Below are 22220 nucleotides of genomic sequence, written 5' to 3'. Positions count from 1 at the left end.
TGAGGAAAGAAAAAAAAATGAGCAAGAAGAATGAAAAAAGAGGTCTCGGCCGTGGATTGTCCGCGCTAATGGCAGATATTAATGAACCGACTGCGACGCAAGAAGTAGCAGGCGAAGGACCACGCAGCAGCGAAAAAATGGTTCCGATTACGAAAGTACACGCAAATCCGGACCAGCCGCGGCGAACGTTTGATCACACAGAGCTTCGTGATCTCGCGAAATCCATTCTGGCCAAGGGCATCATCCAGCCCCTGATCGTGCGTCCTGACCCGAACAACGAGGGCGAATACCAGATCGTTGCGGGGGAGCGTCGCTGGCGTGCGTCGCAGACCGCAAAAATTGATGAAGTTCCGGTCGTCGTGCGCGAGATGGATGATCTCGAAGTTCTTGAAATTGCGATCATTGAGAACATTCAAAGGGCGGATTTGAACCCGGTGGATGAAGCATACGGTTATCATCAATTGATGGAAAAATTCGGTCACACACAGGAGAAATTGTCCGAAGCGCTTGGTAAGAGCCGGAGCTATTTGGCAAACTCCATGCGGTTGCTCAACCTTCCAACGGGCGTGCAAGATATGCTGGTGGATGGGCGGCTTACCGCGGGACATGCGCGGGCGTTGGTGCCGGCTGAGAACGCCTTGGAGTTGGCACGACAAGTTGTTGATAAGGGATTGTCGGTGCGCCAGACGGAAGCTCTGCTCAAGAAAGGACAGACGCCGTCCAAGCCAAAGGCTCCAAAGCTTGCAAAAGACAGTGATACCATATCGTTGGAGACCGATCTTGCAGCGAATTTAGGAATGAAAGTCAGTATTGACCATAAAGCGGGAACAGAGGGCGGCTCTCTTACGATTAAATACGCGTCTTTCGATGATCTTGACGCTTTGTGTCAGCTGTTGTCGGCTACCCGTTCGGCCGGGTCCATATAAATAGCAACACGCAGCAAAGCACGACAAGTTGCGTGATATATGCCCAAGGCGGCACATTCAAAAAATAGGTGGCGACCGGACTGGCGGCAATGCACAGAGTAGCTGCAATCTTTGCCGTTTTCCGGATCGCCCCTTTTTCATTCCAATCGCGGATTGGCGGACCAAAGCGCGGGTGGTGCGTTAACCAGTCATGGGCCCGTTGCGATGATCTTGCAAAGCAGAACGCCGCCAAAAGCAGAAACGGAACTGTTGGCAGCAAGGGCAGAACCGCACCGATGAGTGCGGCGAGCACGCTGAGAACGCCGAAAATGAACCATAGGCCGCGCATCAGTCTTCTCCACCTGCGAGTAGTTTTCCAAGGATAGCGTTCAAAACCATTTTTCCGCAGGCTGTTGTCTTAAGATGCAAATTGCTCTGTAACAAAAAGCCGTCCTGCACCAGTACCCGCGCAGCGTCCATATCTATTCGGTTGGGCGATAGCGCATGGACCCGTTCCAGATCACAACCTTCGGAAAGTCGCAGGGACATCATGGCGTATTCGGCGGCTTGATCTGCGTTTGAAATCTCTTCGGCAATGCGGTTGGCGGTCCCGTTCTTGTCCACAATTTGAAGCCAGTCTTCCGGAAGGAGAGGCGAGTCCGTTGCAACGCGACCCCCATTCAGAGACAACCGTCCATGCGCGCCCGGCCCAATTCCGGCGTAATCGCCATAGCGCCAATATATCAGGTTGTGTTTGCAGGCAGCGCCGTATCGCGCGTGATTGGAAACTTCGTAAGCGATGAGCCCTCTCTCACCGCATATATCCTGCGTTAGATCGTAAAGGTCAGCCGACAATTCGTCGGTTGGCAAACCGCGCAGACGGTTGCGGGCGAATAGATCGCCAAAACGCGTGCCTTGTTCAATCGTCAATTGGTACAAAGACAGATGATCTACAGCCATATCAATGGCTTGCGTTAATTCAAGGCGCCAGTCTTCCAAGGTTTGGTTTTGCCGCGCATAGATCAGATCGAAGCTGACGTTATTGAAGTATTTCTTCGCAACGTCAAAGGCTTGCTGCGCTTCTGCAACGCTGTGCATACGACCGAGTGCCTTTAGGTCTCTATCATTCAGCGCCTGAATTCCCATCGAAATACGGTTGACGCCTGCATCTGAAAACCCTTGAAAGCGGTCTGCTTCGACCGATGTCGGGTTGGCTTCAAGGGTGATTTCTGCGTCAGGCGAAAGAGTCCAATTTTCACCAATCGCCTGAATAATAGTGTCTACAGTTTCGGGAAGCATGAGACTTGGCGTCCCGCCGCCAAAGAAAATAGTGTCTACAGTGCGGTTTGGGGTCAGGGCCGCCGTTGCTTTGATTTCTGCAACGAAGGCCCTGACCCATGCGGTTTGATCTACGGATTGGCGAACATGTGAATTAAAATCACAATAGGGGCATTTGGCAGCGCAAAACGGCCAGTGCACATAGACGCCGAAACCGGCATTTTGCCAGTCCTCAGCCGTCAAGACATCCCGCTTTCAATTTTGCAAAAGCAACGGTGCGGTGGCTCATCGCAGCTTTCTCTGCGGGGTCCATTTCCCCGAAAGTTTCTTTATATCCATCCGGAACAAAGATCGGGTCAAAGCCAAAGCCCTGATCGCCGCGCATGGGCCATGTAACGCGACCCTCTACTGCGCCCTCAAACACTTCGTCATGACCATCAGGCCAAGCTACGCAAAGTGTTGCGCAAAAGCGGGCGGTGCGGGGTTCGGGGGCCTGCTTTTCTTCCAACAGGGACCAGACCTTTTCCATCGCCGTCGGGAAGTCACGGCCCTTGGGTGTCTCTGCCCAATCTGCGGTATAGACGCCGGGCTGTTTGTCCAGCGCGTCTACCTCTATGCCGCTGTCGTCTGACAGCGCAGGCAGATTGGCGGCTTTGGAAGCGAAATGTGCTTTGATCCGCGCGTTTCCGGCAAAGGTGCTTTCTGTTTCTTCCGGTTCTTCCAGTCCCAGTTCACCGGCAGAGATCACTTCGATGCCATAGGGTTTGACCAGTTCGGCAATCTCGCGCAGTTTCCCCGCGTTATGAGACGCGAGGACAATTTTTTTTTCGGTCAGCTTGCGCATGGATCAGGCCACAGCCGCTTTTTGTGCGGCGACCAGATCGTCGACGCCTTTTTCAGCCAGATCCAGAAGCGCGTTGAATTCATCGCGGCTGAAGGTTGCGCCTTCGGCAGAGCTTTGAATTTCGATCAGTCCGCGGGACCCTGTCATCACGAAATTTGCATCGGTTCCGGCTTCGCTGTCCTCGGCATAGTCGAGATCAAGAACAGGTTGACCCGCATAGATGCCACAAGACACTGCCGCGACGTGATCTGTCAGCGGATCTTCTTTGATTTCACCAGCTTTCAGCAGTTTGTTCACAGCCAGACGCAGCGCAACCCAACCACCAGTGATGGACGCACAGCGGGTGCCGCCGTCCGCTTGGATAACATCACAGTCGATGGTGATCTGACGTTCCCCTAAGGCAACACGGTCCACACCGGCGCGCAGGGAGCGACCGATCAGACGCTGGATTTCCTGTGTGCGGCCGGACTGTTTGCCGGCCGCAGCTTCACGGCGGTTGCGGGTCGTTGTGGCGCGGGGCAGCATGCCGTATTCCGCTGTCACCCAGCCAAGACCGGAGCCTTTGATCCAAGGTGGCACGCGGCCTTCAAGGGAGGCCGTGCACAATACATGGGTATCGCCGCATTTGATCAGGCAGGAGCCTTCGGCGTGCTTTGTGACATTGGTTTCGATAGAGATTTCGCGCAGTGTGTCTGTGGTTCTGCCGGAAGGGCGCATGGGTATATTCCTTTTGTAATTGGCGCGGTAATATCTGTTTTAAAGATAGGGCGCAAACCCCGATTGACCAAGCGGGGCAGAGTTCCTACCTATAGTCCGTTCCGATGAAATGGATAACACGCGTGTCAGACCAAGTATCACACCCACTGGATAATTTGAACGCCCGCAGCCGCGAGGTGTTTCGTCTGCTTGTGGAGTCCTATCTTGAGAGCGGCGAGCCTGTCGGCTCGCGCACCCTGACCCGCAGCCTGTCAGAGAAAGTATCTGCGGCGACCATCCGCAATGTGATGCAGGATCTTGAACATTTGGGTCTGCTCGACAGCCCCCATGTGTCCGCAGGGCGTATCCCGACCCATATGGGTCTGCGCCTGTTTGTGGACGGATTGCTTGAGGTGGGCAACCTTTCCACCGATGAGCGGCGGTCGATTGATGCGTCCATGCACAGCAACTCCGAAGACCTGACCGGAGCACTGGATCGGGCAGGATCGCTGTTGTCCGGTTTGACCCATAGTGCCTCTGTGGTGCTGGCGCCCAAGACCGAAGCGCCAATCAAACACATCGAATTTGTGTCTCTTTCCCCTGATAAGGCTCTGGTCGTGCTGGTCATGGCCGACGGTCAGGTGGAAAACCGTATCTTCACACCGCCCATCGGCCAGACCCCTTCGGCCATGCGCGAGGCGGCCAATTTTCTGAATGCGGTACTGGCAGGGCACACTGTGAGTGATTTGAAATCCGTGGTCGAAACCGAAATCACCCGTCGCCGTCAGGAACTGGACACGCTGGCCCAGAAACTGATCGAAGCTGGCGTTGCGGTTTGGGCGGAGGAAAAAAGCGGAACACCGGACAGGTTGATTGTACGCGGAAGGTCGAATCTGCTGGAAGATACGGCGACCGAGGCGGATCTCGACCGGATAAAATCCCTGTTTGATGATCTGGAACGTAAGCAGGATATCGCCCAATTTCTGGACCTGACAGAGCAGGGCGACGGTGTGCGGATTTTTATCGGTTCAGAGAACAAACTTTTTTCACTTTCGGGGTCGAGTCTTGTTGTCTCACCCTATATGAACGCTGATCGAAAGGTCATAGGTGCTGTCGGGGTGATCGGACCAACCCGGCTGAATTATGGCAGAATTGTCCCTATCGTTGACTATACGGCGCAACTGGTAAGTCGCATGATGTCGAACAGAAACTGAATGGCGAAGAACATGGGTAAAAAACACGAAGATTTGGATGTATCGTTGGATCGCTTCCTGGATGAGGACGAGTTTCCGCTGGATAAGATCGACGAAGAAGTCTCCGAAGATGAGTATGAGGAAGTTGACCTGACCGCAGAGCCGGAAGAGGTTGATCCTGTAGAGCAGCTTCAGGCAGAAGTGGCCCAGTTGAAGGATCGTCTGATCCGCACGCTTGCAGATACAGAGAACCTGCGCAAACGTGCAGAACGGGACCGCCGCGACGCCGAACAATACGGCGGTCAGAAACTGGCGCGGGATCTGTTGTCTGTGAATGACAACATGAAACGGGCGCTGGAAACGGTGACAGAAGAACAGCGCGAAGCGAACAAAGGGCTGATCGAAGGCATCGAACTGACCCAGAGAGAGCTGCTCTCGGCCTTTGCAAACCATAAAATTGTACCTGTTTCGCCTGCTGTTGGTGACAAGTTCGACCCGAACATCCATCAGGCCATGTTCGAGGCACCTTTCCCCGATGTGAAGGCGGGTCATATCCTGCAGGTCATGAGCGAAGGCTTCATGATCGGTGATCGCTTGCTGCGCCCTGCACAGGTGGGCGTGTCTTCCGGCGACGGGAGTTAAACCATGAAACAAGGTGTGCGATCCATGCCCGTTCTGCCTGCCGGTGATCTCGCCGCAGGTGTAGCGTTTTACACCGGCAAGCTGGGATTTGATCTCGCAGGTCAGTGGAAGAACGACGATGGCACACCGAATTTCGCTATTGTCCAGCTCGGGGGGATTACACTCGGGCTGGCACAATCGGACCGCCCTGCCTCAGAACAGGATTGGGCGGCCTATTTTTATCTCGAAGACATTGATGCCTTTACGGATCAGGTTCTCGGGCGCGGTGTGAAATTGTCGCGCGGGCCGGAAGAGAGCTTCTACCACTGCAAAGAGGTGGATCTGTCAGACCCCCACGGCAACCGCCTGTGTTTTGCGCAGGATCTGAAACCCGGCGCGGATGGTCCGGGTCTTTGACCTGCGCCTATCGGCCAAGCGTTTCCTTCAACTGATACACCAGCGCCAGAGCCTCTTTGGGTGACAGCTCGTCCGGCAAGATGTCCTGAAGCACTTCTTCCACTTTGGACTGTTTCACAGGTTGCGGCGGTGCTTGTGGTTGCACGGCAAACAACGGCAGGTCTTCAAACAGGGTCTTGGCCTTGTTCCCGTCTTCTCTGTCGCCCTTCTCAAGCGCCTCCAGCACCACACGGGCCCGTTCCACAACGCTGGCTGGCAGACCTGCCAGTTGCGCCACCTGCACGCCGTAGCTGCGGTCTGCGGCGCCCTGACGGACTTCGTGGAGAAAGATAATGTCTCCCTCCCATTCCCGCACCGCAATTGTTGCGTTCATCAGATGGTCCAGCTTGGAAGAAAGCTGTGTCAGTTCGTGATAATGGGTGGCGAACAGTGCGCGGCATTTGTTGCCCTCATGCAGATGTTCCAGCGTGGCCCAAGCGATCGACAGGCCGTCATAGGTGGCCGTTCCGCGTCCGATTTCATCCAGAATAACCAGCGCGTTCTGATCCGCCTGATTGAGAATCGCAGCGGTTTCCACCATTTCCACCATAAAGGTGGACCGCCCCCGTGCCAGATCATCCGATGCGCCGACGCGGGAAAACAACTGTGAAACAAGCCCGATTTCCGCCTGTTCCGCCGGTACATAAGATCCCATCTGCGCCAGCACCGCGATCAGCGCGTTCTGCCGCAGGAAGGTGGATTTACCGGCCATGTTCGGACCTGTCAGCAACCACAGACGCTTGCTGTCTTCGGCGTCCGACAGATCACAATCATTGGCCACAAAACTGCCGCTGGCCTGTTTGCGCAGGGCTGCATCCACAACCGGATGGCGTCCGGCGGTGATTTTGAAGCGGCGGTCATCGGAAACCGCAGGGCGGGTCCAATCCTCGCTCAGCGCCAGTTCGGCCAGTGCCGCCTGCAAATCCAGTTCCGCGATGGATTTCGCAGCTTGCCCGATCTCAGCACCCCGTGAAACAATCTGTGCTGAAAGCTCCTTGTAAACTTCCTGCTCGATCTCCAGCGCCCGCCCTCCGGCGTTCAGGATCTTGGTTTCCAGTTCGGACAATTCCAGCGTGGTAAACCGCACCGCGTTTGCGGTGGTCTGGCGATGGATGAATGTGTCGGACAGGGGGGCCGCCAGCATCTTGGCAGCATGGGTCGCGGGGGTTTCAATGAAATACCCCAACACATTGTTATGTTTAATCTTCAGGGCGGTAACACCTGCCAGTTCAGCATAGTCCTTTTGCAGCCCGAGGATCACCTTGCGCCCCTCGTCCCGCAGGGTGCGGGCCTCGTCCAGATCGGCGCGATAGCCGCTCGCCGTGAAACCACCGTCCCGCGCTAGAAGGGGCGGTTCCTCCACCAGACGTTCGTTCAGGAAGGTGATCATATCGCTGTGACCGTCCAGCGCCTGACGCGCATCGGCCACCAGCTTGGGCAGATCGGTTTCTCCGATCAGACCGAAAATAGCCTGTGCCGAGGTCAGACCGTCCCGAATAGCAGCAATGTCCCGTGGTCCGGCCCGTTCCAGCGACAGGCGAGTCAGGGCGCGGTCCATATCCGGCGTCTTGCGCAATGTTTCACGCAAATCATTCTTAACCTGCTGGTTATCTACAAAGAAACCGACGGCATCCAATCGTGCGCGCACGGTTCCCAGATGCCGTGACGGATTGTTCAGCCGCGTTTCCAACAGCCTAGCGCCCGATCCGGTGATGGTTTTGTCGATCACCGACAGCAAAGCGCCTGCACGATCCCCGCTGATGGTGCGGGTCAGTTCCAGATTGCGCCGTGTCGCCGCATCAATCCGCATCGAAGTGTCTGTCGCCTCGGCCACGGGCGGTTTCAACAGGGGCAGTTTGCCCTTTTGGGTGATATGCAGATAATCCACAATCGCCCCCATCGCGGCCAGTTCCACGCGTGAAAAGCTGCCAAATGCGTCCAGCGATTTCACGCCGAACAATCCGGTCAGCCGCTCCCCCGCCGCAGTGCTGTCAAAACTGGCGCGGGCCAGTTCGGTCACAGCGGCGCCGGTTTCTTCAACAGTTTCACGCAACCAGTTTTCAGGGCTATCGGCCACCAGTACCTCGCGCGGGGCCAGACGCGCCAGCAGCGGAGAGAGCCCAACGGTCGGGCAGCTTTGCACATGGAAATCACCGGTAGACACATCAACCCAGGCCAGCGCCGATCCGTCACGGATGCTGGCAAAAGCGCAGAGAAAGTTATGCTGGCGGGCATCCAGCAGGCTGTCTTCGGTCAATGTACCCGGTGTCACCAACCGCACCACACCCCGCTTCACAACCGATTTGGAACCGCGTTTCTTGGCCTCGGACGGGTCTTCCAGCTGCTCGCATACCCCTACGCGAAATCCTTTGCGGATCAGTGTCAGCAGATAATTCTCAGCCGCATGCACCGGAACGCCGCACATGGGAATATCCTGCCCCTGATGCTTGCCCCGTTTGGTCAGGGCTATATCCAGCGCCCCTGCCGCCATGACTGCATCGTCAAAGAACATCTCGTAAAAATCGCCCATGCGATAGAACAGCAGGGCGTTAGGGTATTCGGCTTTTATCTCCAGAAATTGCGCCATCATTGGCGTCACTGCGCCTGTCTCTGCTGCCACGGCTCGATACTCCCCGTTGAAATCTGGGGGAAGATACCGAAGGGGGCGAGTGGTGAAAAGGCCAAACGCGCAGGAGTGTTGTGCGCAAAAGGAGATGCCTGTAACACTGGCCCCTCACAGCACAGAGACCAACCCGAGACTATGACGAAAAACAACAGAATTACCGACGCAGAGGCGCTGGCCTACCACCTTGAACCAATGCCCGGCAAGCTGGAGGTGGTGCCGACCACCGCCATGACCACACAGCGCGATCTGTCGCTGGCCTATTCGCCGGGCGTTGCGGTGCCTGTGCAGGCCATCGCGGATAATCCCGAAGTGGCCTATGACTATACCAGCAAGGGTAACATGGTGGCGGTGATCACCAACGGCACCGCAATTCTGGGGATGGGGAACCTCGGGGCGCTGGCCTCCAAGCCGGTGATGGAGGGTAAATCCGTCCTGTTCAAACGCTTTGCCGATGTGAACTCCATTGATCTGGAACTGGACACCGAAGACCCTGACGCCTTTATCAACGCTGTGAAACTAATGGGGCCTTCCTTTGGCGGCATCAACCTTGAAGACATCAAAGCGCCGGAATGTTTCATTATCGAACAACAGCTGAAAGAGCTGATGGACATTCCCGTGTTTCACGATGACCAGCACGGAACCGCGGTCATCTGTGCAGCGGGTCTGTTGAACGCGCTGCATATCAGCAAGAAAAAGATCGAGGACGTGAAGATTGTCCTGAACGGTGCAGGTGCAGCGGGGATTGCCTGTGTGGAACTGATCAAGGCGATGGGCGCGCGGTCCGAAAACTGCATCACCTGTGACACCAAAGGCGTGATCTATCAGGGCCGCACCGAAGGCATGAACCAGTGGAAATCGGCCCATGCGATAAAGACCGAATTGCGCACGCTGGAAGAGGCGATGGTGGATGCGGATGTGTTCCTTGGCGTGTCGGCCAAAGGCGCCGTGACTGAAGAAATGGTGGCCAGCATGGCCCCCAATCCGGTGATTTTTGCGATGGCTAACCCCGACCCCGAAATTACGCCGGAAGAGGCCCGCGCCGTGCGGCCTGATGCGATTGTGGCGACAGGGCGTTCGGATTATCCCAATCAGATCAACAACGTGCTGTGTTTTCCTTATCTGTTTCGCGGGGCGCTGGACATTAACGCGCGCGCAATCAACGATGAAATGAAGATTGCCTGTGCGCAGGCGCTGTCCGATCTCGCCCGCCAAGAGGTTCCGGACGAAGTGGCAATGGCCTATGGCAAGAAGCTGGTGTTCGGGCCGGATTACATTATCCCGACACCTTTCGATCCGCGCCTGATCCACGTGATCCCGCCAGCGGTGGCCAAGGCAGGGATGGATACGGGGGCTGCGCGGCGGCCGATTGTGGACATCGAAGCCTATGAACTGGCGCTGAAATCCCGTCTGGACCCTGCGGCTTCTATCCTGCAATCGCTTTATGTCCGCGCCAAGAACGCACAGGCGACGATGATCTTTGCCGAAGGCGACGACGAAAGGGTGTTGCGTGCGGCGGTGGCCTATACCCGTAACGGTCTGGGGAAAGCGGTTGTTGTCGGACGTGTGGATGAGGTCCGCGAGAAGCTGGCAGCGGCTGGTATGCCCGATGCCTTTGACGAAATCGAGGTGATGAACGCTGCCCTAACGGATGAACTGGAAACCTACAAAGCGTTTCTTTACAAGAGGTTGCAGCGTAAGGGCTATACCGAGAAAGACGTGCATCGGCTCGCCTCCCGTGACCGTCACGTGTTCTCGGCGCTGATGCTGGCCCACGGGCACGGCGATGCTATGATTACAGGTGCGACCCGCAAGTCGGCGCAGGTGATGGAATTGCTGAACCATGTGATTGACGCGAAACCCTCTGACGGGGCGGTTGGTGTGACTGCGGTTCTGCTGCGCGGGCAGATGGTATTTGTGTCTGACACGCTGTCCCATGAATGGCCCGAGGCAACGGACCTTGCAGACATTGCTGAACGCTCTGCGATGGTGGCGCGGAACATGGGGGTAGAACCCCGTGTCGCCTTTGCCAGTTTCTCCAACTTCGGCTATCCGGTATCGGAGCGGGCTACGAAGATGGAAGATGCCGTTGCGGTTCTGGACCAGCGCGGCGTTGATTTCGAATACGACGGAGAGATGACGGCAGATGTGGCGCTGAATGCGGAACTGATGCAACAATACCCGTTCTGCCGCCTGTCCGGTCCGGCCAACGTGTTGGTGGTTCCTGCCCGGCACTCGGCATCTATCTCGGTGAAGATGCTGCAACAGATGGGCGGCGCGACAGTGATCGGACCGATCCTTGCCGGGATCGACCAGCCTGTGAAAATCTGCTCGGTCACTTCTACGGTAAATGACATCCTGAACATGGCTGTCATGGCTGCCTGTCGTGTCGGTGGCTAGGGAATAGCACGGCTTTTCCTGCTGAGAACGACGAGAGAACACAAAAAAGCGGCCCTGAATTTGGTTCAGGGCCGCTTTTATTTAGCATTTACTGTTTAGAAACAGGGGGTTAGCCCTTCATCCCTTCCCAGAATGTCTTGACCTTGCCGAAGAAATTAGTGCTCTCCGGGCTGTTGTCTTCGGACAAATCTTCAAACTCCCGCAGCAATTCCTTTTGCTTGGAGGTCAGATTCACCGGCGTCTCTACGGCGAGTTCCAGAAACAGGTCTCCGGACTGGTTCGACCGCAGTGCCGGCATACCTTTGCCGCGCAGACGCATCTGTTTACCGGACTGGCTGCCCGCAGGAACCTTCACGCGGGACTTGCCGCCGTCGATGGTCGGGACTTCGATCTCTCCGCCCAAAGCCGCTGTAGTCATGCTGACGGGCACGCGGCAAAAGAGGTTCGATCCGTCCCGTTCAAAGATCGGATGATCCTGCACTTCGATAAAGATGTACAGATCGCCGGTCGGTCCGCCGCGCATCCCTGCTTCGCCCTCACCGGCAAGCCGGATACGGGTGCCGGTTTCGACACCAGCCGGAATGTTCACACCCAAAGAGCGTTCGCGCTGCTGCAGGCCGGAGCCGGAACAGGTGTTACAGGGGTTGGTAATGATCTGGCCACGGCCCGAACATGTCGGACAAGAGCGTTCGACCGTAAAGAACCCTTGCTGCGCACGTACCTTGCCCATGCCCGAACATGTCGGACAGGTTGCAGGTTCCGCGCCTCCTTCGGCACCGGAGCCGTCACAGGTTTCACAGGCCACAGATGTGGTCACTGAAACATTCTGCTGCTTGCCGGTGAAGGCTTCTTCCAGTGTGATGGACAGGTTGTACCGCAGATCGGACCCGCGGGTTGCCCGTTGGCCCCCGCCGCGTCGACCGCCGCCGCCCATGAAATCTCCGAACAGATCGTCGAAAACATCGGAAAACGCCGAGCCGAAGTCAGCGCCGCCACCCGGATGGAAACCGCCACCGCGTCCGCCGCCGCCGCCCATGCCGCCTTCAAATGCAGCGTGGCCATAACGGTCGTAAGCAGCCTTTTTGTCGCCGTCCTTCAGAACGTCGTAGGCTTCGTTAACTTCTTTGAATTGTGCTTCTGCGTCGGGGTTGTCTTTGTTGCGGTCCGGATGCAGCTCCATCGCTTTCTTGCGATAGGCCTTTTTCAGTTCCTGTTCAGACGCGCCTTTGGAAACACCCAGCAGGTCGTAGTAATCACGCTTTGCCATGTCGCCTCCGCGTTAACGCAGGCAGGGGGCGCAAACCCCTTGCCGCACGTTTGGCTGTCGGTTCACGATTAACGGTCGTTTTTACCCAGATCTTCAAAATCTGCGTCCACGATGTCATCATCAACCGGCTTTGGTTCGTCTTCACCACCGAAACCGCCTTCAGCAGCTTCACCGGAGTTTCCAGCTTCCTCGGCTTGCGCCTTGTAGATGGCTTCACCCAGCTTCATAGCTGCTTCGGTCAGATCCTGCGAGCGGGCCTGAATGGAAGAAGCATTGTCGGTTTCCAGCGTTTCTTTCAGCGCCTTGATCGACAGTTCGATCACTTCAACAGTGGATGGATCCACCTTGTCAGAGTGCTCTTCCAGAGACTTCTCGGTGCCGTGGATCAGGCTTTCAGCCTGGTTCTTGGCTTCGACAAGCTCTTTACGCTCCTTATCCGCTTCGGCGTTCTCTTCCGCGTCGCGAACCATTTTCTCGATGTCTTCGTCGGACAGACCGCCGGACGCCTGAATGGTGATCTTGTGCTCTTTGTTGGTGCCTTTGTCCTTGGCGGACACGGACACGATACCGTTGGCATCAATATCAAAGGTCACTTCGATCTGTGGCAGGCCACGGGGTGCAGGCGGGATGTCTTCCAGATTGAACTGGCCCAGAATTTTGTTGTCTGCGGCCATTTCGCGTTCCCCTTGGAACACGCGGATGGTTACAGCGTTCTGGTTATCCTCGGCTGTCGAGAAGACCTGAGACTTCTTCGTCGGGATCGTGGTGTTGCGGTCGATCAGGCGTGTGAACACACCGCCAAGGGTTTCGATCCCAAGGGACAGAGGTGTCACGTCCAGCAGAACAACGTCTTTCACGTCGCCTTGTAGAACACCGGCCTGAATAGCCGCGCCAAGTGCAACAACTTCGTCGGGGTTCACGCCTTTATGGGGCTCTTTCCCGAAGAATTTTGTCACTTCCTCGATCACTTTTGGCATACGGGTCATACCGCCAACCAGAACGATCTCGTCCACGTCACCTTTGGACAGGCCGGCATCTTTCAGCGCGTCCTGACAGGGTTTCATGGTACGTTTGATCAGATCAGCCACCAGCGATTCCAGCTTGGCACGGGTCAGTTTCATAACCATGTGCAGCGGCTGGCCGGTTTTACTGTCCATAGAGATGAACGGTTGGTTGATCTCTGTTTGCGAAGAAGACGACAGTTCGATCTTAGCTTTCTCGGCGGCTTCTTTCAACCGTTGCAGAGCCATCTTGTCCTTGGACAGATCAACGCCGTTCTCTTTCTTGAACTCGTCAGCAAGGTATTCAACGATGCGCATGTCAAAGTCTTCCCCACCCAGCGCAGTGTCGCCGTTGGTGGATTTCACTTCAAACAGACCTTCGTCGATTTCCAGAACGGAAACGTCAAATGTACCACCACCAAGGTCATAAACAGCGATGGTCTTGCCACCTTCTTTGTCCAGACCATAGGCAAGAGCCGCAGCGGTTGGTTCGTTGATGATACGCAGGACGTTCAGACCGGCAATCTTACCGGCATCTTTTGTTGCCTGACGTTGTGCATCGTTAAAGTAGGCCGGAACGGTGATAACCGCTTCGGACACTGTTTCGCCCAGATAGCTCTCGGCGGTTTCTTTCATCTTGCCAAGGATAAAGGCAGACACTTGGGAAGGGGAGTATTTCTCACCTTTGACTTCAACCCATGCGTCACCGTTTCCGCCATCTACGATTGCGTAGGGCAGGTGCTTGGCGTCTTTTTTGATTGCAGGATCGTTCACGCTCCGGCCGATCAGACGTTTGATCGCAAAGAGTGTGTTTTCAGGGTTGGTTACGGCCTGCCGTTTGGCGGACTGGCCGACAAGACGTTCGTCGTCGGTGAAACCAACAATAGAGGGTGTTGTGCGTGCGCCCTCGGCGTTTTCCACGACTTTCGGTTGCGAACCGTCCATGATTGCAACGCAGGAGTTCGTGGTCCCCAGATCAATACCAATTACTTTAGCCATCAGACTTCCTTTCTTGCGGCGATTATGGAACATGGCCCGCATTCGGCGCCGTCGCTCCATCCCATGTGTCAGCCCCTCCCATCAGGGGCGGCTTAGCATTGACGGTATATAGGAGGGTGATTGTCGGTCTGCAAGCATGTCGGCGCGGAAAAATGTCTCTGTTTCTTTTGTTTTCTTGGCTGTTGCGGGGCTGCATTATAGAAAACGGGCATGAAACTCGTGAAACCGCTCCATCTGCGGGGATTTGAGATTTACAAATCCCTGCTGTCGCCGCCCGATCAACAGGCCATTCTGGACGACATCCGCGCTGTCATTGCGCAGGCGCCGATGTTTTCGCCCCTCACGGCTTGGGGGAAACCAATGTCTGTGCGCATGTCCTCTGCGGGGAAATATGGCTGGTATTCGGACCGTAAGGGCTATCGCTATGAACCGGCGCATCCTAATGGCACGCCCTGGCCTGCTATCCCCCAATCCGTGCTTGATGTCTGGAACGCGGTGTCTGGCACTGCGCGCCAGCCGGACTGTTGCCTGATCAATCACTACACCGAAAAGGCACGGATGGGGTTGCATCAGGATAAGGACGAACAGGATTTCGACTATCCGGTGGTGTCCATTTCACTTGGTGATGAAGGCTTGTTTCGCATCGGCGGCACAGAGCGCAAGGACAAGACCGAAAGCATCTGGCTGGCTTCGGGGGATGTATGCGTCATGGGCGGCGCGGCGCGTCTGGCCTATCACGGTATAGACCGTATCCGCTTTGGCAGCTCCGGCTTGTTGAAAAACAACGGGCGCATCAATCTGACCCTGCGGGTGGTGGACTAACCTATTGCCGCTTTCCCCAGCTTTCGGACACGGTTTTGCGGCTGAAATGTTCCAGCATCATGCCGATACAGATCAGAACCAGTGACAGGTAAACCGCATAGTCGAGCGTGGTTTTATGGGGCGTATAATTCACAAACGCCGCGGCGCGGGCCTGATCAATGGTGTGAAACAACGGGTTCCACGTAAAGAAAGCAAGCGTGCTGGCAGGCAGAGCGTTGGCCAGAAACATCTTGCCGCTGAAAATCATATTGGCCCGTTTGTAAATCTGTTCGACAATTTTAATCGTTGAGGGCGCAAAGGGGCGCAGCGACAGAAAGATAATCCCTATCGCAACGCCGGAAAACCATGCGATGAAAAAGCACAGCGCGACCCGTTTCAGATTATAAACAGTGAAGGGTTCTACCAGAACATTGGCGACAAAGGTGATGACCAGCACGGCCAGTATCTGCACATATAGCGATGACAGGGCACCCGATACGATCATCATAAAGGTCGTCACAGGCGCGTGTTGCAGCATCGGATTGACCGGACCGCCGCCGCTGACCGCGCTGATCGCCTTGTTGTGGGTCAGGTAAAGGAAAACCCCTGTCAGCACATAAAGGATAAAGCTGCCGCGAACCGCGACACCACGCAGACCAAGGAATGTGATCATCACATAAAAGAAGATCACGATCATTGCGGATTGCAGGATCTCCATCAACAGCGCCTGAATCGCATTACCTTTGGATTTACGCACCTCGCGCACAGTGGTGTGATACACCAAAGTCAGAAACTCGAAACCGCCCATAGCGATCCGGGTAAAAGAGGAATTAGGAACGGCGCTCATCTAATCTGCCCAAAAGGTAGCGAGTTTTAATCACTGCTTGCTGTTTTTCGTTCTAAGGACCATAAGGCTTCGGAATTTAATTCGCAAGAAATCGCTGTATTGGCGGCATCATAAGGGCAAGAAAATGAATAAAACGGAAATTTCTTCAGTCATCCGCAAGCTGGCCATCGAAGCCGGCGAAAAGATCATGGAAATCTATGGTAAGGACGATTTTGAGGTCAAATCGAAGTCGGACGAAAGCCCTGTAACGCTGGCGGATGAAACCGCAGATGCCCATATCTTTGCCGGCCTGCGCGCAGCTTTCCCTGATGCAGCGATCGTGACCGAGGAACAATCGGACACACACTCCGAAGCCTCCAACACATTCTTTATTGTCGATCCGCTGGACGGCACCAAGGAATTCATTAAACGCCGCGGCGATTTCACGGTGAATATCGCCTATGTCGAAGACGGTGTTCCAACGATGGGTGTGGTCTACGCCCCCGCCAAGAAACGCCTTTTCCTGACAGATGCCAATGGCAAGTCCTTTGAGGAACAAGGTGATCACAAGGCAGACGTTGCCGGTGACATGAAACCGATTTCGGTCTCGACCCCTGATGAATCTGCGCTGATCGTCGTTGCCTCCAAATCCCACCTCACCGATGAAACCAAAGACTACATCGGCAAATACAATGTTGCCGACAGCCGCAGCGCCGGTTCTTCGCTGAAGTTCTGTCTTGTGGCGACAGGCGAGGCGGATCTCTATCCCCGCGTTGGCCGCACAATGGAATGGGACACCGCCGCAGGGCAGGCGGTATTGCTGGGCGCAGGCGGCAAAGTTGTCCGTTTTGACAACCATGAACCGCTGACCTACGGCAAGCCGATCTTTGAAAACCCTTATTTCATCGCCTATGCTCCCGGAATAACGCTGCAAAAGGCCTGATCCATGTCCACACTGGTTGTTATCCCCGCCCGCTACGCCTCTACCCGTTATCCGGGAAAGCCGCTTGTGGAATTGCGCGGGGCAACCGGCGTGGCCAAAAGCCTGATCCGGCGCAGCTGGGATGCGGCGATGAAGGTGCAGGGCGTTGACCGCGTCGTTGTGGCCACGGATGACGACCGGATCAAAGACGCGGCCGAGGCTTTCGGCGCAGAGGTGGTCATGACCTCCTCTGCCGCGCGTAACGGCACCGAGCGCTGCGCCGAAGTGGTCGAACAGCTTGGTGACAGTTATGATATCGTCGCGAACCTGCAAGGTGATGCGCCCCTGACGCCGCCATGGTTCGTGGAAAAGCTGGTTGAGGGTTTGCAAAATGCACCCGAAGCCCATGTCGCAACACCGATCCTGCTCTGCTCGAAAGAGGCGCTGGCCTCTTTCAAGGAGGACCGTCGGAATGATCGTGTCGGCGGTACGACAGTCGTTTTTGATAAGGACAAACGGGCGCTGTATTTTTCCAAGGAGGTCATTCCCTTTGCACCCACGCTGGATGTGCCGGTGTACCATCATGTTGGTGTGTACGCCTATCGTCCGGCGTCGTTGCGGGATTATGCGGCCTTGCCCGAAGGCCCGCTTGAAAAGCTGGAAGGGCTGGAGCAGTTGCGTTTCATGGAAAACGGGTTGCATGTGCAATGCGTCGAAGTGGAAAACCCCGGACAGGAGTTCTGGGAGCTGAACAACCCCGAAGACGTCCCCCGCGTTGAAAAGTTTCTGGTGCAACTGGGGCTGGAATGAGCTTCGCCCCCCGTGTCAGCCTGATTATTGTCAGCCGGCACAGACCGGAAGCACTGAAACGGGTCGCGGCCTCTCTGCGGTTCCAAAGCTATACAAATTTTGAAGTCATTCTGGTTTCCGATGCGCCGGATCGCAATTTCCTTGCGGAGATTCCAGCATCTGAAAACATGCTTCACCTGTCGTTTAATCAGGCAAATATATCTGCCGCGCGCAATTTGGGGCTGGCCCATGCGCAGGGCGAAATCGTCGCCTTTTGTGATGATGACGCGGTGCCAGATCCAAACTGGCTGACCGCCCTTGTACAACCTTTTGAAAGCCGGAATATCGCAAGTGCAGGCGGTTTTGTGCGGGGGCGCAACGGATTTTCCTATCAGTGGAAAGCCTTAACCAGCGACCGTTTTGGCGAAGATATGTCGTTGGATATTGATCCGACCGTGCCCTTTGTTGAAATCCCTTTTGACGGCAAACGATTTGCCAAACTGCAAGGCACGAACTGCGCGTTCAGAGCGGATGCGCTGCGGGCAATTGGCGGATTTGACGAAGGGTTTCGGTTCTACTTGGATGAAACCGATGTCTGCCTGCGTCTGGCACAGGCGAGCCACAGCGCCGCCTTTGTGAACCGTGCCGAAGTTCACCACGGATTTGAACGAAGCGCCCTGCGCTCTGCCGCGCGGGTGCCACTGTCCCTTGGGGAAATCGGCGCAAGCAAGCGCGGATACTTGGAAAAACACGCTGCGGGTGAAGATTTTTCCAAGGTCAAAGAGCGTTTTTTCACCGAGCAAAAGCACAGGCTTCTCCGTCTGATGGTAGAGGGCCGGTTGGAGCCACGGGATGTGCCTGCCTTAATGGACACCCTGCGGGACGGGTTTAATACACCCCCAAAGTCGACGGTTCCTATTCAGCCACCGCAGATTGACAGAGCTTTCAATCCCGTAAAGACACATGGGAAAGCTGAGGGCATCGCCCTTGCGGGTGGTTTGCTCGCATCCCGGACGCTGACCGAAGCGGCGCAAAAACTTGCGTCACGCAACATCCCTGTGGTTGTGTTCCGTCTCGGGCGTAACAGCCTGTTTCACAAACGCTATTTCGACCAGCGGGGTTTTTGGATGCAAACCGGCGGCGTTTTTGGTAGGTCGTCGCGGACAGATTCGCTGTTCCGATGGTGGACACTGGGGCAACGGACACGTAGAGAGCTAAAAAAGTTTTATGCCGAATTCGGAGTGACCGAGACACAGATATTTTAGTAAATTTCCTATTTTGGCCATACTGGTGACGTAGTGGCCATACTAGCTTACAAGTAATAATGAACGATTAACAGCCGCTGCGCGTTAAGTGGGGGTAAAATCAAAAGGGGCTTAATGTGAAGAAAACTGTAACCAAGGCCATTTTTCCGGTCGCCGGACTCGGCACACGTTTCTTGCCTGCCACAAAAAGTATTCCAAAAGAAATTCTATGTCTGGTTGATAAACCGCTGATCCAATACGCCATCGACGAGGCGCGGGATGCTGGCATCGAGGAATTCATCTTTGTAACCTCGCGGGGCAAGGGGGCGTTGGAGGATTACTTCGACGGGGCACCGCAACTGGAACAGGCGCTGCGGGCCAAGAACAAGGTCAAATTGCTCGACACTTTGATGAAATCCACAATGGACAGCGGCGAGATCGCCTATGTGCGCCAGCGCGAAGCGCTTGGTCTCGGGCATGCGGTCTGGTGCGCGCGCCGTTTAATCGGGGACGAGCCTTTCGCCGTAATCCTGACAGACGATGTCATCTCTTCCGAACGTCCGGTTTTGCAGCAAATGGTAGAAGCGCACGAACAGACCGGCGGCAATATTGTTGCTGCAATGGAAGTCGCGCCAAGCAAGGCTTCGGCCTATGGTTTGCTCGACATCAAAGAAGACATGGGATCGCTGGTTTCTGTTAAGGGCATGGTTGAAAAGCCGGAGCCGGAAGATGCACCGTCCAATCTGGCGGTGATCGGTCGCTACATTCTGACACCCGAAATCATGCGTAATCTGGACACGCAGGAACGGGGTGCCGGTGGTGAAATCCAGCTGACCGATGCAATTGCGAAAGAGATTGCCAATTCTGACAATGTCTTCGGCTATCGCTTTGAAGGCACCCGCTATGATTGTGGCTCCAAAGCAGGCTTCCTGCAGGCAACGGTTGCCTTTGGTCTGGCCCGCGGGGATCTCAGTCAGGAATTCCTCGATTATCTGATCGAAACTGTTGAATGCCGCCGCGCCGCGCAATAAGCGCCGTGACGGATAGATTTCAAAGCCGGGGCGTAAACCGCTCCGGCTTTGTTGTGTCCGGCGGGTGATTATGGCGCGGTTTCTCCTTGATATTACACGATTTATCTCTCGCTTCGGGCGGGGACATCCGACTGGCATAGATCGGGTGGAAATCGAGTACATCCGCGAGATTGCACATCGCGACGGGAACAGCTTTGCGCTGGCACGTTTGGGTCAGGGCTTTGTGGTGGTACCCATCACAGCGGTGATCTCGGCACTCGACCGGCTAGAACGGGGCGAACCTGTCGGACGCTGGGGCGCTCAGGATGGGTTTCGCCTGAAGCTGCCACAGGCAGAGCGGAAAGCCCGCCAGTTTTTTCGAGCCTCGGCAATACATGCAGGGCGCGATCTGACGAAGGTACTGCAGGGGCTGGATCTTCGGTCGATGGAATATGTGAATGTCGGGCACAGCAATCTTTCACCGCAGGTATTTACTGCCTTGCGTGCCAGCGGCGTGGCGCGGATCACTGTGATGGTCCACGATATGATCCCGCTTGATTTTCCCCAATTCACCCGCGCAGGTATACCGGAGCAGTTTGCCCGCCGGATGCAGGCAGTGGCGCAGTTTGCGGACCGGATTATCTGTAACTCTGCCCACACCGAAGCCCGCGTGAAACACTATTTTAACGGTTGGGGGGCGACCGCAGAGACGCTTGTGGCGCATCTTGGCGTTGCGCCTTTGTTCCCGCAGGATAGGGGGGCGGTGGACCCGTTGTCCTTTGTGGTGATTGGCACGATTGAGCCGCGCAAGAACCATCAGATCCTGTTCCAAGCCTGGGAGCAACTGGCGCAGAGCCTTCCGGCAGAGCGGATGCCCCGCCTTCATGTGGTCGGTAAGCGGGGGTGGGATAATGCGCCGGTTTTTGCGTATCTGGACAAGGCAGCAACGGGCAACGGGCCAATCATCGAGCACGACAATATGTCTGATAAACAGCTCGCACAGTTGATCGCAAATAGTGCCGCGCTGTTGTTCCCAAGTCATGCCGAGGGCTATGGCCTGCCCGCCCTTGAAGCCGCCCAACTGGGTGTTCCGGTGATCTGTTCGGATATTCCGGTCTTTCGCGAAATCCTTGGAGGGGCTGCAACCTATCTGCCCGCAGGCGATGCGACGCGCTGGGCGGAAACCCTGCGGAGTGTTGCAAATAGGACCACCGATTTACCCATTAGAGGCGAAATCACTGATTTGCCTCAGGGAATCCCCACTTGGCGTTCACACTTTCGCCACGTTTTCGGGGATACTCTTCAAGGCTGATTTAGGAACGAGTAGTGCAGTCATGGGCTTGTTGGGCCGGTACAGATTACGGGTGGAGCGTCGTCGCAGACGCATTCGCGCGATGCGAAAGCGTCGTGAGCTGACCTGTGTCTTTGACCGAACCGGCCAGATAAACCCCCGTGACATCCTGGTGTTTTCAACCCTGCGCAATGAAAAACCGCGGCTTGCTTATTTCCTGAAATACTACCGTGACCTTGGCGTGAACCATTTTTTCTTCGTGGATAATGACAGCACTGACGGCGGGCGGGAATATCTTGCCGATCAGCCGGATGTGTCGCTTTGGACGACGACAGCCTCTTACAAACGCTCCAAATTCGGGGTGGACTGGCTGAACGGTCTGAAGAACAAATATGCCCACGGTCATTGGGTTCTGGTGGTCGATGTAGACGAACTGCTGGTCTATCCGTTTTGCGACACACGCTCTTTGCGGGCGCTGACGGATTGGCTTGATGCCAGTTCGATAAAGTCTTTTGGCACCATGTTGCTGGATATGTACCCCAAGGGGAAAATCCAGCACGCCCGCATCCGCGAAGGGCGCAATCCGGTGAAAACGGCTCCCTATTTTGATGCTTCCAATTATTTTATCGAACGGAACAGCAAATACGGCAACCTGTGGATACAGGGCGGCCCGCGCATGCGCAGTTTTTTCAGGGACAGACCGGCCTATTCCCCTGCCCTTAACAAGACGCCGCTGGTGAAATGGGCGCGGGGCTATGTCTATGTCAGTTCTACCCATACATTGCTGCCACGGGGGTTGAATCTGGTTTACGACGAATGGGGCGGTCAGAAACCCTGCGGGGTTTTGCTGCACACGAAATTCATGAACACATTTTCGGAAAAAGCCGAGGAGGAAATGAAGCGGAAACAACATTACGCCTCCAGCCGTGAATATCGCACCTATGTGAACCGGATGGACAGCGACCTGAAATTGTGGACAGAGCAGTCCAGCACCTATGAAAACTGGCAGCAGCTCGAAGCGCTAGGCCTGATGTCGCGCGGAAACTGGATCTGA

At 55.7% G+C, this 22220-nt stretch carries 20 protein-coding genes; 12 read left to right on the top strand and 8 right to left on the bottom strand.

Annotated features, from left to right (window positions below; all coding sequences use genetic code 11):
* Positions 1 to 17 precede the first annotated feature (17 nt).
* On the top strand, positions 18 to 926 hold the full coding sequence (locus tag BFV97_RS01060) for a ParB/RepB/Spo0J family partition protein (RefSeq protein ID WP_069298464.1): 909 nt from the start codon (positions 18 to 20) through the stop codon (positions 924 to 926).
* Here the strand turns inward: BFV97_RS01060 and BFV97_RS01055 are convergent.
* Genes BFV97_RS01055 through rph form a run of 4 tightly spaced genes read right to left on the bottom strand, consistent with a single transcriptional unit; the run spans position 901 to position 3744 of the window.
* The gene (locus BFV97_RS01055) at positions 901 to 1254 is read right to left on the bottom strand and encodes a YbaN family protein (RefSeq protein ID WP_069298463.1); all 354 of its coding nucleotides are present in this window, start codon (positions 1252 to 1254) and stop codon (positions 901 to 903) included. The two genes, BFV97_RS01060 and BFV97_RS01055, sit on opposite strands and share 26 nt — an antisense overlap.
* Complete coding sequence (gene hemW, locus BFV97_RS01050; protein WP_069298462.1) at positions 1254 to 2426, bottom strand: radical SAM family heme chaperone HemW; 1173 nt, start codon at positions 2424 to 2426, stop codon at positions 1254 to 1256. The genes BFV97_RS01055 and hemW overlap by 1 nt, the downstream gene beginning before the upstream one ends.
* On the bottom strand, positions 2416 to 3027 hold the full coding sequence (rdgB, locus tag BFV97_RS01045; RefSeq protein ID WP_069298461.1) for an RdgB/HAM1 family non-canonical purine NTP pyrophosphatase: 612 nt from the start codon (positions 3025 to 3027) through the stop codon (positions 2416 to 2418). The genes hemW and rdgB overlap by 11 nt, the downstream gene beginning before the upstream one ends.
* A gap of 3 nt (positions 3028 to 3030) precedes the next feature.
* Positions 3031 to 3744, bottom strand: a complete 714-nt coding sequence (rph, locus tag BFV97_RS01040) for a ribonuclease PH (protein ID WP_069298460.1) — start codon at positions 3742 to 3744, stop codon at positions 3031 to 3033.
* A 104-nt stretch (positions 3745 to 3848) separates the two neighbouring features.
* On the opposite strand from rph, the gene hrcA reads away from it, so the two are divergent.
* The 3 genes from hrcA to BFV97_RS01025 are packed head-to-tail and all read left to right on the top strand — an operon-like array spanning position 3849 to position 5954.
* Positions 3849 to 4937, top strand: coding sequence for a heat-inducible transcriptional repressor HrcA (gene hrcA, locus BFV97_RS01035; protein ID WP_069298459.1), 1089 nt, complete (start codon positions 3849 to 3851; stop codon positions 4935 to 4937).
* Between the two features lie 12 nt (positions 4938 to 4949).
* Positions 4950 to 5558, top strand: a complete 609-nt coding sequence (gene grpE / locus BFV97_RS01030) for a nucleotide exchange factor GrpE (RefSeq protein ID WP_069299017.1) — start codon at positions 4950 to 4952, stop codon at positions 5556 to 5558.
* Positions 5559 to 5561: 3 nt separating this feature from the next.
* Entirely contained in the window at positions 5562 to 5954 is a 393-nt protein-coding gene (locus BFV97_RS01025) for a glyoxalase superfamily protein (protein ID WP_069298458.1), read from the top strand.
* Positions 5955 to 5961: 7 nt separating this feature from the next.
* Here the strand turns inward: BFV97_RS01025 and mutS are convergent, their stop codons facing one another.
* Complete coding sequence (mutS, locus tag BFV97_RS01020) at positions 5962 to 8583, bottom strand: DNA mismatch repair protein MutS (protein WP_069298457.1); 2622 nt, start codon at positions 8581 to 8583, stop codon at positions 5962 to 5964.
* A 171-nt stretch (positions 8584 to 8754) separates the two neighbouring features.
* On the opposite strand from mutS, the gene BFV97_RS01015 reads away from it, so the two are divergent.
* Positions 8755 to 11016, top strand: a complete 2262-nt coding sequence (locus BFV97_RS01015; RefSeq protein WP_069298456.1) for an NADP-dependent malic enzyme — start codon at positions 8755 to 8757, stop codon at positions 11014 to 11016.
* 109 nt (positions 11017 to 11125) lie between these two features.
* Here BFV97_RS01015 and dnaJ read toward each other — a convergent pair whose 3' ends face one another.
* Entirely contained in the window at positions 11126 to 12283 is a 1158-nt protein-coding gene (gene dnaJ, locus BFV97_RS01010) for a molecular chaperone DnaJ (RefSeq protein ID WP_069298455.1), read from the bottom strand.
* Positions 12284 to 12351: 68 nt separating this feature from the next.
* On the bottom strand, positions 12352 to 14283 hold the full coding sequence (gene dnaK / locus BFV97_RS01005) for a molecular chaperone DnaK (protein ID WP_069298454.1): 1932 nt from the start codon (positions 14281 to 14283) through the stop codon (positions 12352 to 12354).
* A gap of 210 nt (positions 14284 to 14493) precedes the next feature.
* Between dnaK and BFV97_RS01000 the strand changes: the two genes are divergently transcribed.
* Positions 14494 to 15105, top strand: a complete 612-nt coding sequence (locus BFV97_RS01000; protein ID WP_069298453.1) for an alpha-ketoglutarate-dependent dioxygenase AlkB family protein — start codon at positions 14494 to 14496, stop codon at positions 15103 to 15105.
* Position 15106: 1 nt separating this feature from the next.
* Here BFV97_RS01000 and BFV97_RS00995 read toward each other — a convergent pair whose 3' ends face one another.
* Complete coding sequence (locus BFV97_RS00995; RefSeq protein ID WP_245667516.1) at positions 15107 to 15931, bottom strand: ABC transporter permease; 825 nt, start codon at positions 15929 to 15931, stop codon at positions 15107 to 15109.
* 124 nt (positions 15932 to 16055) lie between these two features.
* On the opposite strand from BFV97_RS00995, the gene cysQ reads away from it, so the two are divergent.
* The 6 genes from cysQ (at position 16056) to BFV97_RS00965 (ending at position 22220) form a co-directional block, all read left to right on the top strand.
* Positions 16056 to 16853, top strand: a complete 798-nt coding sequence (gene cysQ, locus BFV97_RS00990; protein ID WP_069298451.1) for a 3'(2'),5'-bisphosphate nucleotidase CysQ — start codon at positions 16056 to 16058, stop codon at positions 16851 to 16853.
* 3 nt (positions 16854 to 16856) lie between these two features.
* Positions 16857 to 17642: a 3-deoxy-manno-octulosonate cytidylyltransferase gene (kdsB, locus tag BFV97_RS00985; RefSeq protein WP_069298450.1), complete on the top strand. Its 786-nt coding sequence runs from the start codon at positions 16857 to 16859 to the stop codon at positions 17640 to 17642.
* The gene (locus tag BFV97_RS00980) at positions 17639 to 18886 is read left to right on the top strand and encodes a glycosyltransferase family 2 protein (RefSeq protein WP_069298449.1); all 1248 of its coding nucleotides are present in this window, start codon (positions 17639 to 17641) and stop codon (positions 18884 to 18886) included. Before kdsB ends, BFV97_RS00980 begins: the two co-directional genes overlap by 4 nt.
* Before the next feature lie 116 nt (positions 18887 to 19002).
* Positions 19003 to 19896, top strand: a complete 894-nt coding sequence (gene galU / locus BFV97_RS00975) for a UTP--glucose-1-phosphate uridylyltransferase GalU (RefSeq protein ID WP_069298448.1) — start codon at positions 19003 to 19005, stop codon at positions 19894 to 19896.
* Positions 19897 to 19966: 70 nt separating this feature from the next.
* Complete coding sequence (locus BFV97_RS00970; RefSeq protein ID WP_069298447.1) at positions 19967 to 21187, top strand: glycosyltransferase family 4 protein; 1221 nt, start codon at positions 19967 to 19969, stop codon at positions 21185 to 21187.
* Positions 21188 to 21209: 22 nt separating this feature from the next.
* The gene (locus BFV97_RS00965) at positions 21210 to 22220 is read left to right on the top strand and encodes a glycosyltransferase family 2 protein (protein WP_069298446.1); all 1011 of its coding nucleotides are present in this window, start codon (positions 21210 to 21212) and stop codon (positions 22218 to 22220) included.

Origin of the sequence: Neptunicoccus sediminis, assembly GCF_001719615.1 — a bacterium.
GTDB lineage: Bacteria > Pseudomonadota > Alphaproteobacteria > Rhodobacterales > Rhodobacteraceae > Amylibacter > Amylibacter sediminis.
Note: the sequence above shows the minus strand (reverse complement) of the source record. Positions and strands in the feature narration are given on the sequence as shown.

What these genes read in the sequence shown, in the direction of transcription:
- BFV97_RS01060 (WP_069298464.1), top strand. Translation starts at nt 18, where the DNA reads ATGAGCAAGAAGAATGAAAAAAGAGGTCTCGGCCGTGGATTGTCCGCG.
- BFV97_RS01055 (WP_069298463.1), bottom strand. Translation starts at nt 1,254, where the DNA reads ATGCGCGGCCTATGGTTCATTTTCGGCGTTCTCAGCGTGCTCGCCGCA.
- rdgB (WP_069298461.1), bottom strand. Translation starts at nt 3,027, where the DNA reads ATGCGCAAGCTGACCGAAAAAAAAATTGTCCTCGCGTCTCATAACGCG.
- rph (WP_069298460.1), bottom strand. Translation starts at nt 3,744, where the DNA reads ATGCGCCCTTCCGGCAGAACCACAGACACACTGCGCGAAATCTCTATC.
- hrcA (WP_069298459.1), top strand. Translation starts at nt 3,849, where the DNA reads ATGAAATGGATAACACGCGTGTCAGACCAAGTATCACACCCACTGGAT.
- grpE (WP_069299017.1), top strand. Translation starts at nt 4,950, where the DNA reads ATGGGTAAAAAACACGAAGATTTGGATGTATCGTTGGATCGCTTCCTG.
- BFV97_RS01025 (WP_069298458.1), top strand. Translation starts at nt 5,562, where the DNA reads ATGAAACAAGGTGTGCGATCCATGCCCGTTCTGCCTGCCGGTGATCTC.
- mutS (WP_069298457.1), bottom strand. Translation starts at nt 8,583, where the DNA reads ATGATGGCGCAATTTCTGGAGATAAAAGCCGAATACCCTAACGCCCTG.
- BFV97_RS01015 (WP_069298456.1), top strand. Translation starts at nt 8,755, where the DNA reads ATGACGAAAAACAACAGAATTACCGACGCAGAGGCGCTGGCCTACCAC.
- dnaJ (WP_069298455.1), bottom strand. Translation starts at nt 12,283, where the DNA reads ATGGCAAAGCGTGATTACTACGACCTGCTGGGTGTTTCCAAAGGCGCG.
- dnaK (WP_069298454.1), bottom strand. Translation starts at nt 14,283, where the DNA reads ATGGCTAAAGTAATTGGTATTGATCTGGGGACCACGAACTCCTGCGTT.
- BFV97_RS01000 (WP_069298453.1), top strand. Translation starts at nt 14,494, where the DNA reads ATGAAACTCGTGAAACCGCTCCATCTGCGGGGATTTGAGATTTACAAA.
- BFV97_RS00995 (WP_245667516.1), bottom strand. Translation starts at nt 15,931, where the DNA reads ATGAGCGCCGTTCCTAATTCCTCTTTTACCCGGATCGCTATGGGCGGT.
- cysQ (WP_069298451.1), top strand. Translation starts at nt 16,056, where the DNA reads ATGAATAAAACGGAAATTTCTTCAGTCATCCGCAAGCTGGCCATCGAA.
- kdsB (WP_069298450.1), top strand. Translation starts at nt 16,857, where the DNA reads ATGTCCACACTGGTTGTTATCCCCGCCCGCTACGCCTCTACCCGTTAT.
- BFV97_RS00980 (WP_069298449.1), top strand. Translation starts at nt 17,639, where the DNA reads ATGAGCTTCGCCCCCCGTGTCAGCCTGATTATTGTCAGCCGGCACAGA.
- BFV97_RS00970 (WP_069298447.1), top strand. Translation starts at nt 19,967, where the DNA reads ATGGCGCGGTTTCTCCTTGATATTACACGATTTATCTCTCGCTTCGGG.
- BFV97_RS00965 (WP_069298446.1), top strand. Translation starts at nt 21,210, where the DNA reads ATGGGCTTGTTGGGCCGGTACAGATTACGGGTGGAGCGTCGTCGCAGA.